At 48.8% G+C, this 12,777-nt stretch carries 19 protein-coding genes; 11 read left to right on the plus strand and 8 right to left on the minus strand.

The window, feature by feature from the left end:
- From B7L70_RS09625 to B7L70_RS09635, 3 genes are all read left to right on the plus strand, one after another.
- The coding region (locus B7L70_RS09625; protein ID WP_081227679.1) for a zinc ribbon domain-containing protein at window positions 1-828 on the plus strand (828 nt) is incomplete at its 5' end.
- Window positions 829-956: 128 nt separating this feature from the next.
- Window positions 957-1,169, plus strand: a complete 213-nt coding sequence (locus tag B7L70_RS09630; protein WP_081227682.1) for a hypothetical protein — start codon at window positions 957-959, stop codon at window positions 1,167-1,169.
- 12 nt (window positions 1,170-1,181) lie between these two features.
- On the plus strand, window positions 1,182-2,372 hold the full coding sequence (locus tag B7L70_RS09635) for a hypothetical protein (RefSeq protein ID WP_081227684.1): 1,191 nt from the start codon (window positions 1,182-1,184) through the stop codon (window positions 2,370-2,372).
- A gap of 58 nt (window positions 2,373-2,430) precedes the next feature.
- Here the strand turns inward: B7L70_RS09635 and B7L70_RS09640 are convergent, their stop codons facing one another.
- Window positions 2,431-4,515: a hypothetical protein gene (locus tag B7L70_RS09640; protein WP_101940275.1), complete on the minus strand. Its 2,085-nt coding sequence runs from the start codon at window positions 4,513-4,515 to the stop codon at window positions 2,431-2,433.
- 31 nt (window positions 4,516-4,546) lie between these two features.
- Between B7L70_RS09640 and B7L70_RS09645 the strand changes: the two genes are divergently transcribed.
- Both B7L70_RS09645 and B7L70_RS09650 read left to right on the plus strand, forming a co-directional pair.
- Window positions 4,547-4,804, plus strand: coding sequence for a hypothetical protein (locus tag B7L70_RS09645; RefSeq protein ID WP_202908725.1), 258 nt, complete (start codon window positions 4,547-4,549; stop codon window positions 4,802-4,804).
- Window positions 4,805-4,825: 21 nt separating this feature from the next.
- Window positions 4,826-5,089 carry a hypothetical protein gene (locus tag B7L70_RS09650; protein ID WP_202908726.1) on the plus strand — a complete coding sequence of 88 codons (264 nt, stop codon included), beginning with the start codon at window positions 4,826-4,828 and terminating at the stop codon, window positions 5,087-5,089.
- 388 nt (window positions 5,090-5,477) lie between these two features.
- On the opposite strand, the gene B7L70_RS09655 is transcribed toward B7L70_RS09650, so the two are convergent.
- Window positions 5,478-6,005 carry a hypothetical protein gene (locus B7L70_RS09655; RefSeq protein WP_081227688.1) on the minus strand — a complete coding sequence of 176 codons (528 nt, stop codon included), beginning with the start codon at window positions 6,003-6,005 and terminating at the stop codon, window positions 5,478-5,480.
- Between the two features lie 51 nt (window positions 6,006-6,056).
- Between B7L70_RS09655 and B7L70_RS09660 the strand changes: the two genes are divergently transcribed.
- Both B7L70_RS09660 and B7L70_RS09665 read left to right on the plus strand, forming a co-directional pair.
- Window positions 6,057-6,857, plus strand: coding sequence for a hypothetical protein (locus B7L70_RS09660; RefSeq protein WP_081227690.1), 801 nt, complete (start codon window positions 6,057-6,059; stop codon window positions 6,855-6,857).
- A gap of 92 nt (window positions 6,858-6,949) precedes the next feature.
- Window positions 6,950-7,681: an FAD-dependent thymidylate synthase gene (locus B7L70_RS09665; protein ID WP_081227692.1), complete on the plus strand. Its 732-nt coding sequence runs from the start codon at window positions 6,950-6,952 to the stop codon at window positions 7,679-7,681.
- Between the two features lie 10 nt (window positions 7,682-7,691).
- On the opposite strand, the gene B7L70_RS09670 is transcribed toward B7L70_RS09665, so the two are convergent.
- Window positions 7,692-8,111, minus strand: coding sequence for a hypothetical protein (locus B7L70_RS09670; protein WP_143701614.1), 420 nt, complete (start codon window positions 8,109-8,111; stop codon window positions 7,692-7,694).
- Between the two features lie 51 nt (window positions 8,112-8,162).
- Between B7L70_RS09670 and B7L70_RS09675 the strand changes: the two genes are divergently transcribed.
- Complete coding sequence (locus B7L70_RS09675) at window positions 8,163-8,828, plus strand: bifunctional adenosylcobinamide kinase/adenosylcobinamide-phosphate guanylyltransferase (protein WP_081227696.1); 666 nt, start codon at window positions 8,163-8,165, stop codon at window positions 8,826-8,828.
- Window positions 8,829-9,365: 537 nt separating this feature from the next.
- On the opposite strand, the gene B7L70_RS09685 is transcribed toward B7L70_RS09675, so the two are convergent.
- Both B7L70_RS09685 and B7L70_RS09690 read right to left on the minus strand, forming a co-directional pair.
- Entirely contained in the window at window positions 9,366-9,695 is a 330-nt protein-coding gene (locus tag B7L70_RS09685; RefSeq protein ID WP_081227700.1) for a hypothetical protein, read from the minus strand.
- 79 nt (window positions 9,696-9,774) lie between these two features.
- On the minus strand, window positions 9,775-10,182 hold the full coding sequence (locus tag B7L70_RS09690; RefSeq protein ID WP_081227702.1) for a hypothetical protein: 408 nt from the start codon (window positions 10,180-10,182) through the stop codon (window positions 9,775-9,777).
- A gap of 50 nt (window positions 10,183-10,232) precedes the next feature.
- On the opposite strand from B7L70_RS09690, the gene B7L70_RS09695 reads away from it, so the two are divergent.
- Window positions 10,233-10,475, plus strand: coding sequence for a hypothetical protein (locus tag B7L70_RS09695; protein WP_081227704.1), 243 nt, complete (start codon window positions 10,233-10,235; stop codon window positions 10,473-10,475).
- Here the strand turns inward: B7L70_RS09695 and B7L70_RS09700 are convergent.
- The 3 genes from B7L70_RS09700 to B7L70_RS09710 are packed head-to-tail and all read right to left on the minus strand — an operon-like array spanning window position 10,467 to window position 11,308.
- Complete coding sequence (locus B7L70_RS09700) at window positions 10,467-10,670, minus strand: hypothetical protein (RefSeq protein WP_081227706.1); 204 nt, start codon at window positions 10,668-10,670, stop codon at window positions 10,467-10,469. The genes B7L70_RS09695 and B7L70_RS09700 overlap by 9 nt on opposite strands.
- A 6-nt stretch (window positions 10,671-10,676) precedes the next feature.
- On the minus strand, window positions 10,677-10,949 hold the full coding sequence (locus B7L70_RS09705; RefSeq protein WP_081227709.1) for a hypothetical protein: 273 nt from the start codon (window positions 10,947-10,949) through the stop codon (window positions 10,677-10,679).
- Window positions 10,949-11,308: a hypothetical protein gene (locus B7L70_RS09710; protein WP_081227711.1), complete on the minus strand. Its 360-nt coding sequence runs from the start codon at window positions 11,306-11,308 to the stop codon at window positions 10,949-10,951. The genes B7L70_RS09705 and B7L70_RS09710 overlap by 1 nt, the downstream gene beginning before the upstream one ends.
- A 53-nt stretch (window positions 11,309-11,361) precedes the next feature.
- Between B7L70_RS09710 and B7L70_RS09715 the strand changes: the two genes are divergently transcribed.
- Both B7L70_RS09715 and B7L70_RS09720 read left to right on the plus strand, forming a co-directional pair.
- Window positions 11,362-11,769, plus strand: coding sequence for a hypothetical protein (locus B7L70_RS09715; protein ID WP_143701615.1), 408 nt, complete (start codon window positions 11,362-11,364; stop codon window positions 11,767-11,769).
- Window positions 11,744-12,777, plus strand: a 1,034-nt coding sequence (locus tag B7L70_RS09720; protein WP_081227716.1) for a hypothetical protein, incomplete at its 3' end; no start/stop codon positions are given. The genes B7L70_RS09715 and B7L70_RS09720, both read left to right, overlap by 26 nt.

Consider the following 12,777-nt stretch of genomic DNA (forward strand, 5'->3'; position numbering starts at 1 on the left):
CATGCACCAGTGGTTCTAGACTTTAGGAGTAATGTCATTAGATTGCGCCAGGTTTGTAAGAATGAGCCTAGGTACGTCGTCATCATCCCAATGCCCAAATGGGTTGTTGGTAGGATTAGTGAGGGTGGTGACATCAAGTTTGCAATGATTGGTCTCAAGGATAATGAACCATACCTAGCCTTGGTTGCCGAGCGTGAGGTTGAGTCTCACGTGCCTAGTGGTTATAGGCTTGTTGTTGATGTTAATGCGTGGAGTAACGGTGTTGTCTATGGTATAATTAACCCGAATAACAGAATTGCGGAGTACTCCCCATTGAGGCCAAACCTTAGGCTAATCGACACGTGGTATTACAGGGCTGAGGGTTTGCATAAGAAGTTGGGCAGACTGAGGAGGTTGGGGTTGGATTCAACCCCTGAGGCTAGGAGACTAGCTAGGGAGGTTAAAGCATTGAGGAGGAAGATTTACGCATACCTAAGGGACTTCGCCCAGAAGAAGGCTCACGAGTTGGTAATGAAGGCAATTAGGCTGAGGGCCGAGGTGTTGATTGACGACATGACCGAGGAGTCGAGAAGGGAACTGCTTGAGGAGAAGCTACCGAGCGGTTTAAGGAAGATTTATCTAGCCGAGACGAGGAGATTCGTTAAGCTACTTGTCACTCAGTTACAGTGGTACGGCGTACCATATGAGTTCAGGAGACTGTATAGCAAGAAGTGCCCAAGGTGCGGGCATAGTCTCACTCAGGTGAAGGGTAGGGTAATGGTTTGCGGAAACTGTGGCTTCAAGGCTCCTAGGGACATGGTACCCATGTACTGGGCATTGAAAGTGTGACTACCTCAGATGGGCCTTATTTTAACTATAAGTATTAAAGGCTCATTGACCCCCATTATGCCTTGGATGGCTTATCCTCAAGATAGGATATATTAACCTTGAGGATAATATTCTCTTAGGGAAAGCGTATGGGAGTAAATACCCGTAAGCGGGTTAGGGAGTCTGAGAAGTTCGAGCTATACCTACCTGAGTTAGCGGCAATGCTTGGGGCAACACCTAGGAAGCATAAGCTAGTGTACAGTGTTGAGGATATAAAGCGCATTGATGATAAGAGGGTTACAATAACTCTGAGGATATGGGACGTTTATGAGGTAAAGAGGTATGGGGAAGGTAATACCTGAGGGGTGAGATGAATGTATCTTGACCGTGAGCTAGCCTCATACATTATACTTGGGCTAATAATTGGGCTTGCACTAGGCTACATTATTGGCTTCTACATTCCAATACCAGGGGCAACCCACCTCAAGACAGTGACGGTAGTGAACAGTACCACGATAACAATACCAATCAATGTTACAAAGACAGAGGTTATAACAACAACCATACCAGAGAATGGTAAGATTGAGACAGTCACAATGACAACAACATACGTTGAGGTAACCACAACAACGTCAGTCGTGAATAATACAATCACGAAGATAATCGTAGTACCAACTACAACCACAGTGAGTAACACGACAACTATCACAAGCACTAGCCTAATCCCATACCCATACACGACCACAGTAACAACAACAGTCATTGAGAACGCCAGCCAACTACCAGGACTCAACATGAGTGACCCGTTAAGCGTCTTGAACTGGGCTAAGGCAACGTACGCATTATCAGCCTTCGGGGTAATGAACCTGACGTTACCATTAGGCTTCTGTGAAGGCACAATGTGGATATTCCCAAACATGAGTGCAGTATGGCTAGGCGCATGGTTCATACCAAACAACCTAGCCCAAGAATACATGAACCAAACCAACTACCTTGGCTCATTCCCAACAGGCGTTGCTGAGTATGCTACCTCAACTGAGCCGTACCTCGGCATGATTGACCCAGTGGGCGGTGGCTTGGACACCTTCGAAAGCTCCTCAGCATACATTCTAAGCAATGCAGTGAACTACCCAATACCAAACTACACCCTGGCAATACTGGGCACCAACACTATTGGTGCAGTCCCACCGTGGGGCCTTGGCCAGTACCCATTCGCCTTCAGGTACCTGAACAATGGCACCTACGTGATGATACTAACAAACAAATTCACGACGGGCGTAGCCATTCAACTAGCCTTGAACCCACCAGCCCTATGCGTAATACAAGTAATCAGAGTCAAACCAGGCACACCAGACAGCTACATCCTCAACATGACATTCCTAGGGGCACAGTACTGGGCTTGGGTTGTCACCAAGGCTAAGTACGGTAAACCAGCACCATGCTACGACCCAGCTGGTTGGACGTATGGTAGTTGGGTTTACAGGCTCAATATCACTGAGCCTATCGGGGCTAACTGGCAGTACTACTGCGGGCCTAAGGGCATTTGGCTACCGTTGAAGCCTTAGGCATTGGTTCAATTAAAAACATGTTTTGAAAAAGAATTATTTTTGAATGGGATTTGGGTTAGGTTAGCTTAATCCTCCTTGATGCTGGCTTCACGAGTATTGGCATTATTAGGACTAGGAGTAGTAGCAGGTCTAGGGTGAAGCCATTCTCATACAACCATGCACTAACATAGGCATCCCATGCCCTCAAGTAGAGTGGGGCAATTACACCCTCAACGTTAGTCCCACCCCTCAAAAGCCAGTCAATAGGTAGCTCTGGTGGGTTCCATCTTGTGAAGAAGGCGAAGTTAGATTGAAGATGTCTGTTAACGCACCATGCGCTTATTGTAACGTACCAAGTGTAAGTCCCAGTTGTCCCACTCAACTGTGCTACGAAGTTACCGCCACTGGAGCCATACTGCACTACGAAGCCTAGTGGGCAACTGCCTGATATGCTCCATGAGCCTAATGCACCCGCTGGGGAATTGCTTATATCGTAGTACAGTGTTGTGGATTCAATGAAGTTAGGGGACTGTGTCACCAAGTTTGCGGCCAGTTCAGTTACAGTGTGCCCCTTCCAAGCCACAATGCACTCGAATGCCACCGCCTGCCCTAGTGGCACGCTTCCCTGTGCGCAAACCTCGTAGAAGCCTGTGAATGTTGGTGGTGGGGGTTGTGCATTAACAGTACCAGTTGTTGTAACAGTCGTTGGCGGTGGTGGGCTTGAGGTTGTTGAGGTACTAGTACTCGTCGATGTGCTAGTTGGAGTTGAAGTTGATGTTGGCGTTGTGGTTGGCGTACCAGTGCCCGTTGGCGTAGGTGTTGGTGATGAGGAGCTTGAACCGCATGATACAGTGAATGTAACATACATGTTCATGCTTGTTGGCGTTACCGTGGTGCTTGATGGGCTAATGGTGCAGCCAGGCACGGTACTGGCTGTTAACTGGGTGCTGGTTCCTGGTGGGTAGTTTGCGAAGAATACTTGACTCACTGACTGGCTGCCCGAGAGGCTGTTACCATACTGGTCAGTGATAGTGTAGCTCACTCCTGGGTTATCATTAACAGTAATGTAGAGGCTCCAGTAGCCACCCCAGGTTGAGGTTGTTGTCGTGGCGGTTGTGCTGGTGGGGCTACTGACAACGTAATTACAATCTATGGTGAATACTGCAGTCTGCCCTGGGTTCACTGTCTGCGGGTTCGATGAGGTTATTGTACACACCCAGTGGTAGCCAAACAAAGTGGTCACTGATAGTATTAGCGTGTCTGGGCCATTAACTGAGAAATTACCTGAACTACTGCCATGGCCAGAAGCCTCATGCCCGTAGGTGTCGTTTAAATACCACGTCATGTCGTGTGCATTCTGCACGTTCACAACCCAATAGACGGTACCATTACCTGGCGTGCAGTGGAAGTATAGGCTTATTGATGAGTCGTTGGTCACTGGGTACTGTGGTGGGTTGCTTCCAATGCTTGGTAGGTTTGCATTGTATAGGTAGCATCCAGCATAGTTACTGGGTATGTTGCCAGTCGCCATTCCCCATACGTAGCCGCTTGGTTCAGGTAACTCAAGGACGTATGAACCGTTGCCTGAGCCGCTTACACTATCGTAGGTTTGGTAGTTGGCTTCACCACTGTAAACAGTGTAGGGTGCGCTTGCATTATCAATAACATTAACGAAGACCCAGCTTGGCTGTGGGCAGATTACCGTGTATGTTGCAGTCTGCCCAAGCTCAACAACCTGAGTGGCGCTTGAATTCAGCGAGCACGTCCAGGTTAGTGTTGTTGTACTGACTACCCTGGTTGTAAGACTTGACGGTAGGGTTAGGGTCATTGTATCGTAGAGTGGGATGTACACGTTGCCACCACTCCCACTCCCCCTGCACCACGGCGCCCAGGGTGGGTAGCATGCCTGTGCACTTGTCGTTGTTGTAGCCGCCGCTGGGAAGTAACCGTTCATGCTCATGTTCCCGCTGATACTATGCCCCTGTGAGTCACTGAGCACCCAGTTGATTGAATTGCCTATTAGGTTCACGACCCAGTAGTAGAACAGGCTCAGGGTACTGTTACTAACAGTACTGGTACTGGTAACTGTCGTGGTGTTCACGGCAAGTGGCACTATCCTAGTGCCGAAGGCGTAGTTCCAACCCCATTCTAATATTGGCACGTAGAAGTCTGCCTGAACCTGGGTTATTGGTTTGAATTGGAAGAAACTCGCCAGCCAATGGAAGCCATTGGCAATGTTTTGGATTATCAGTATTAGGAAGCTTAACCCATGCCAATTCCAATGCCTACTATTAATTATCGGGATTGTTGTTGTAACCACTGTGGTTGTGGTTGAGCTGACTACCGTGGTGGTGGTTACTACCGTGGTGGTTGTTGTTGAGGGTGGTATTGTGACTGTTGAGGTTAGGGTTGTGGTGGTCGTGGTGGTTATTGGGCTTGTTACCGTGTAGGTTTGGGTCACTGTTGTCGTTGTGGTTGTTGTGCTGGTCACTGGTGGTGCTGTTACTGTGGTTGTGCTTGTAGTTGTTACAGTTGTGGTTGATGTGCTTGTCACTGTGGTTGTTGAAGTTTTGGTTATTGTAACTGTTGGTGGAGCTGTCGTTGTAGTTGACGGGGCTGTGGTAGTAGTTGGTGGTGTTGTTGTGGTAGTTTTGGTAGTGGTCGTGGTTGGTGGTGGGGTTGTTGTGGTAGTAGTGGTTGTTGTTGATGGGCAGGATACTGTGAAGGATGCGTAGGGGTACCACTCGGTAACCCACTGGCTACTTGGGGATACTGTACAGCCTGATGGCCCATTCACGACTTGAGCATAGACTGTTGTACCCCAGCTGTATATTGGGCCTAGGGTGGTGCTTCCACTGCCTGTGATGTAGGCGTATTGGCCGTAGTTATCATAGACCTTGACTTCAACGTTGCTTGGTGCGTTCACTTTAATTTGTGCGAACCAGCCGTAGCCGTATAGTGCACTGTTGAGGATTCCTGCTACTATGGCTATTGTTAAGACTACCCCGAAGGCTAAAGCCTCCCACTTCCTCATACGAATCAATCATTCAACCCCTAGCCCCCTAATTAGCACTGCCCTCTCAGTATATTATAATATAGAATAATAGAATAATTGAAGGCAGGCTAAGTCAATATTACATTATTACCCTCAAGCCTAACCAAGCCCTCACCAGCCAGCTCACTAGCAACGCACTTCACGAGCCTAGGGATGGCACTTTCAGCCAACTTTGTGGCATCATCAATACTACTCCCACCGTACCACCAGTATAGGTTCCTCACAATCCAAAGTACATCACCCCGCAAGTCTCTTGTAAGGTCGCTAACACTGGCACTGCCCCTGTCTTGAAGGTACTCTAGGGTTCTGCGTATTGCCCACTCGAACCCAATGTAGGTTGGCCCGCATTTCGCCTCAAGCCTTAGTGCAATTGGCTCAATGTTGGTTGTTATAACCCTGCTTGTAATGTTCAATATTGCTAATTCCAGCATGATTCTTAGGGCTGGGTTGTAGCGTAGTGTTGAGAGGGATTGTGGTAGTTCTGGGTCGTTTTTGAAGAGCCATTCCAGGTAGCTTGGGTTGGCATTACCATGTTCCTTCAGGGTCTTTTGAACCCACTTGAGGAGTTCGAGGTTTAGGTTAGCCTCCTGAGCCATCTTGAGCCTTCACAAGCCTATTCTAATTAGGGGATTGATTGAATGCCACCCATGCCCCTGAGTAGGGCTTTCCTCAAAACCCTAAACCCAGGCTCAATGAAGCCAGGCGTGGATTATGCAGTGTTCCTGTTGAAGCCTAGTGGTACCCCTCATGCTGTTGTTGATGTTGAGATTGTTGATGGGAATGCGGTCGCCATCTACACTGGCACATGTACTAATGGGCTTGACACGTTGCCCTTTGAGGGTATTACAAAGGCTTTGAAGGGGTTCTTCAAGGAGATTAGTGATTGTATTACCTATGCTATTATAAGTGGTGCTAAGCCGAATTGTGGGGTTCAAGAGATTAATGAGGCTGTTAGGGCTGTTCAGGCTAATCCTAGGGATAGGGCCTTGCGTGAGAAGGTTAAGTGCCTCCACGTTAATACCTACGTTACGAGAATCCTTAGTGAGGCCTCAAGCCAGTATGCGGTAGTCAAGAGCCTTAATCCATGTGGGCTTGGGAGGGTAATCCTACTGCCAGGCAGTGGTATTCATGAACTACCCCAATCCAAGCTTGAGATTGCTAGGTTCCTGGCTAGGTTACAACCCGATTACATTCAAGTTGAGGAGGGTTGGAACAAGTACACGAGGCTAGCATACCTAATCCAAAAGGCACCCAGTACGCTACTAACCCACATTACCGCTCTAGCAAGCAGTGCCTTCAATACCGAATTCTCCGAGGACAGGATTGAAGCCTACATCCACGTGGAGGCTTTACTAAGCAAGGAGCTCGGACACATGGCGGTTATTGACTTCGAGGGTGATATACCATTCGTGGTTAAATTCCCCAAGGCACCATTCAATGAGCCCTAATCAACCCAAGCCCTAACCCTAAACCATGCCACTCCTAACCAAGCCAAGCGTGACCCTACTCTACATGGGGTAGTGAGGAGTTTATTACCGCAATGAGTGATGTGTTATACAGGGGTTATAGCCTTGAAGAAGCCCTAAAGAGGGTTAGGAGTAACCCAAGCCTCATCAAGGAGAGGCTCACTCAATTACTACGTGACGGTCACCACAATGTGTTTGAGTTCATTGGGGCATCATGGCTTATTGAGGGCAGTAGGGCTCTTACCCATGAGCTAGTCAGGCATAGAATCGCCAGTTACTGGCAGGAGAGTCAGAGGTACGTGGATTATGCCAAGAACCCACCGAGGTTCATAATCCCACCATCAATCGCCAGTTCCCTGTCTCCACTCCTGGATAGACTCATTGAGGGGTACAATGCGGTTAGGGGTACTGCCCTTCCTGAGGACGCTAGGTATATTCTCCCCAATGCCACTGCCAGCCGAATATGGGTACTCATGAATGGCCGTGAGTTCTTCCTGAACTTCATGCCCCTCAGGACTGGGTTGGGTGCATTCCACGAGATTAGGTTAATCGCCTGGTTAATGTTCAACGCTCTTATTGATGCGTACCCAATAACTGCCAGGTGGGTTTGGGGTCATTTGCCTAGATTGCACCCAGATTATTGTAGGCACGTGCTTCACTTGAGTGAGGCTAGGCGTAGGGAGCTTGAGGAGAGGTATGGGTCGAGGGATTGTAGGGTTCTTAGCGTGAGGAGTGCGTTCGATGCTTGGGGCTTGCCAATACCCGAACCGCTCAGGGGCTTGGTTGAAGGCGAGGGGTCGATGTAATGAGGAATGATTATAGGGCTTTTGCCATGCCCAGGGCACGTTTTGCAATCCTCACAATTGGCTTTGCCCCTGGTTCATTTGGCTTGAGGACTCCAACATCGTAGAAGCCCTCGTCAGTATTGAGGATGGCATCGACAATTAGCCTGCCCGTTATAATGAGCCTCCTTGGCCTAATCCTAACCAAGCCCAGGCCACCACCACTTATGATTACGAAGGGCTTATCCTTAATCGGCTCCATGAAGCCGAAGACCATTAACCCATCATTGTCAAGAGTAATATTAACCAAGCCCTCAGCATCGAATAGGATTAAATCATCGCCCCCAACAATGAAGGCATTGTTAATGCGAATGTTAATGACCCCACCAATTGGCGTATAAGCCTCTTTAATCCTCCTCAAGCCCTGGCTGGCCACGATTACTAGTGGTTGCATTATGCGTGCCTCAAGCATTCACCTAATTAGCCTATTAGGCTCAATTGGCTTATGGACTGGAGGCAGGTGTTCGGGGCTGATGCAATATACATGATTTACGGGCCACCAATGATTGGGAAGACGAGGCTAGCCGTGAGTATTGCTGACAATGACTTGAAGGCAGGAAGGCATGTGGTTTATATTGCCACTGAACTCAACCTCAAGCCAATCCTAGACAAAATCAAGCCCCATGTGAGCGAGCTTCACGAGTATTACGACCCGATGGAGCTTTTGAACTGGGTTAATGGGCTTGGCTTCAAGAACCCAACGACATTAATCATTGATAGCCTTGGTGGTGTTAGGATGAATTACATGGCTGAGTACAGTAAGGCAACTGGTGGGCTACCCGATACCGTTAGGGTTAGCATGCTTATCCAAATCATTGTCCATAGGCTTATGGAGGCTTGGGCAATGGGCAACCTCAAGATTATTCTGATAAGCCATGAGTCCCCTGCGATTAACGAGCCATTCTTTGGCGAGAGCACATACCCAACTAGCGCTAAGAAGGCTCTTCACGATGTTGGTATTGTTGTTAGGTTGTTCACAAGGGATGTAACAGAGGGTAGTGTTGTTAAGACTGAGAGGGTTGGGAAGGTTATCCTCGACAGGTATGGCTTACTCACAAAGGATACTTTAAGCAGTCCAATATACTTCACATTGCCTGAGCCCTTATTCTAGGATGGTACATGTGTTAAATGCAAAATGAAGGGGGCACTGGCTGAGCATCGTGAGGGCTCCTCATGGGTTTGGCAAACAACCAATCGCCACATGGTTTCACCTACCCAACTTTGTTAATTATAAAACTCGGGTAGGTGAAGCTTGGTGGTCATTTGCTAATTATTGGTGGCTTGCCTCAATCCTGTGTTAATGCACCATATGCTATTTGATTACTGGCATGGGCAATTGTCTTCACCTACTCACCCACGCCCACCCCCTACCCCCAGAGTTAGAGCACCATAGTCTCTAATGATACTGCCCCAGGGTGGTATGGTGCAGTGTAATGTTGTTTACACTCTCAGGGGTACCCCCACCCCCGTAGGTGAGTGGGTGAAGACGTTCGCCCGTGAGGGCTTGCTGATTGTATTATTGCTCCTTAACATAGGATTGCATCATTGGGTCAGGTTCCCCTTGGCCAAGGGGGTTTGGGGTTAGTAGTTTAGGGAGTAGTTTAGTCCAGTAGTCTAGCAGGCTCCAGTCTTAAATACCTTACCCTCACTAACCCTTCCTGGCGATTATTGCGAGCCATGGGTTGTCCTTAATGAAGCTTGGTGCATCCGCATTAGTGGGTGCGGTTTGCGTCCTCACAGGTTCAGGTGGTGGTTCTGTGGCTGGCTTACTGGGTATTATAGTGGGTTTAATTGTCTTGAGGCGCAATGTGGCGCCATCCTTAACATTGAGGGTTGCATTGCCTTGGCTCAAGGCTAGGTACAGTTCAATAGCATCCTCAATAATAGTACCCACAGGGACACCCCTGGATAATGCCTCGAAGTGGACTGCACGCCATACCTCACTCCTAAGGCGAACCTTCAATAACTTCTTCTCCACGGGTATTAGGCAATACGGGGTTTAATAAGGGTACACTTGGCCACAATGGCCAGCCTAGCCACTGTGGCAATTGGGCCACTCACTTAGTAACCCCGAAGAATAACTTGAAGCCGTTCACAATAGGCTCAACGAAGACGTAGTAGAATAATTGCCCAGCATTGACAGTAGTCCCAGCCCCAGCCGCTGCGCTTGCCTGGTTCACTGCGAAGGCTATTACAGCCACCACGAGGTATATTGCAATAATACTCCATACTACGCTCTTAACGTGGTCATACATTGAGGCAAGCCTAGCTGACCTTCCGAAGGGTGTTGGGTGGGCGAAGGCCTCAATACCGTAGTATATTAGGAATAGTAGGCTTGCCCAGAAGGCTATCCCAAGGAAGAGCATTATTGCAGTGAAGAATGGGTCAAAGTAGCTTAACGCACTACTCACGATTTGTGATGAACTAGTTGCATTCCCAAGCTGGAAGGTTACACTCCCAATCATATGAGCCAGGTACCAATCCCCCTAATTAGCCTCGCCCCATTAATACAATCATGCTTAAGCCAGTGGTACTACTACCCAAGAACGAGGCTTTAGCCAGGATTGAGGCTAACAGGAGGCTCATTGAGGAGAGGTTAAGGGGCATTGGGGCAATGCTAGTCAGGGTTAGCATTGAGAATGGTATTGACTACTACGACCCAGATTCAGGATACTACAGTATAATACTAATAGTGAGGATTGGGAACAAGCTCAGAAGTTACAAGCCAGAGGAACTGGGATTAAACATCCTAGACTGAACCACAATGGCGAATACCCCTCAAGTAGGCTATTGACTCCCCGATGAAGCGGGCTAATGGCGAAGCCACCCTACCTGAGGTGCATCGATACACGATATCGGCACCACGCCTAGCCTCAAAGTACTCCATGAGGCTCAACTCTGCGATAACAAGCACCTTACCTTCAGCCTCGCTTGGCTTAACAATAACCCTCATGCTCAATCACCTTGGGCAGGATAGGCGTGCTGTGGCGTTCTGGTAAATGTAGATTAGGCACGGGCCACACTGGTATAGGCCAGATGCATTAATATACGGGTTGATGACAATACCCCCTGGGCAGTAGTATGTACCATTAATCACAGGTGGGGTGTATGACCTAATAGCGTTGGCGTAGCCTATTGGCTTCTGTGCATTAACCATGAATATCATGAAGCCTATTACACTGACGAATATAATCCCAATGAAGGCTAGGATTAAGGGAGCCTCAATAGCCATTACCCAACCACCTCAACAGGCTCCTTAGAAACACCCTCAAGCCTATAGATACAGTACCTATACGGTGCAGGGGCGTAGCCAACACCGCATTGGAGTAGGCTAACCTGCCCACTATCAACACTAATGAACCTACCGTCACTCGTGATGAACCCCTTGATAACTGGCTTATAAGTCCACACAACCTCAACAATCCACGTGTTGGGCTCAGTCTCAACGCCAGCGACTAGCGTGGTGACTGCTTCAAGCTGGTGTGTGAAGCCAGTCTGGTAGCCTGTTAGAATGTAGAACACTACCCCGAGTACGGTAGCCGCCATTGCCACTATTATTACCCCGATTACGGTTTCACTGACTGCGCTCATTAATGCCTCCTGGCTTAGTCAGGCTAATTAGCCTAGCATTCTGGCTGGTATTCATGTCGTTTTCAGAAAGAGTAGAGGATGCGAAGAGGCTCCTGGGCACTTTGGAGCAAACCAAGCAAGTGACCCAGCCAGCTAAGCCAAGTGCCCCAAGCCCACTCGAGTACCTTAAAGCCCTCTACCTACTACTCAACTACCAGTACACTGGGCTTGACCTAAAGAGCGCAATACTGGGCACCCTCAGGACGCCCCAGGGCTTACTGACAATAGCAGGTGCAATCAATATTGATGGGTTGAATGGGGAGAGGCTTGTGGAACTCCTCAGGAAGGCTAACGTACCCGAGGACTGCCAGGCAAGGCTACTCACGGCACTGCTCACCGAGGCTAGGCAGGGGGTTGAACCGTGGTTGGCTGAGTTAATCAACATGGTGATTGGCGGTGAGGGTAAGGGTAAGGCTACCTGACCTAATACTAGGCCAAAGGGTCGAGGACTTAATATTCACATTGAAGGCGCCTTTGGTTGGTTGGAGGGAGGCTACTAGGGGTTTGCGTAGGCTTAGGAGGATTGCGGAAATCATAGCCTACACGCCTAATGCTAGGACTTATGGTAGGCTCATTAGGCAGGCTTACCTGCTTAAGGTTGCCAGGGACATTGAGGGTGGGGCGTCAATTGAGGCTTACTTCCAGCAACTCCTCAGTGAGGTTAGGAGGAGGCTCACTACGGATGCTGGGTTAACTGGGGAAATGTTCAACGTTGTACTAGTCACCGTGGTAATGATGACAATGATGGCTAGCATTGGGATACTCGGCTTCAGCGGTATGTTAATAATGGGGTTGATGGGCTTCGTAGGCCTACTCTTCATGCCAAGGACACACTACTTCGTAATCGATGACACCGACATCATCGGCATTATTGCTGGCGCAGTGGCTGGGGTCTTGGCAATGCTGTTCGTTGATGGGTACCTGGCCACAGCCCTACCACTACTAGCCTACGGCTTGTTCAAACTACCGAGCATAATCTACGACCTGAGGCTTAGGGCGTCACTGCCAATTAGGGTTATGACTAGCTTCAATGAGTTGCTCACTAAGCCTAACCCAACCCCAGTCCGTGACCTGAGCCCAATTGAGCATGATTTAATCCCACTGTGGCGTGAGGCTAAGGCGACTGGTACGCCGTTGTTCGTTGGTTGGAGTAATGTGCTTGTGAGTGAGTATATTGGTGCCGTGCAGAGGATTGTCATGCAGGGCATGATGTTTGGCATCATGACTGTTGGTGTTGGTGGTGCCTTCAGTATTGGTATGATGGGTTATCTTGCTAGGATTGTTAATTTTAATACGCTTACACAATTACCAGTCTCAATACCATTCATAATGGGTATGCCACAGGGTGCATTCTACTCGGCAATTGGTAGTGGGCTTGCTGGCGGCATGATTATACAGGACTGGAGGCTAGGCGCACTGCTTGGTGGGGT

The organism is Vulcanisaeta sp. EB80 (genome assembly GCF_002078205.2).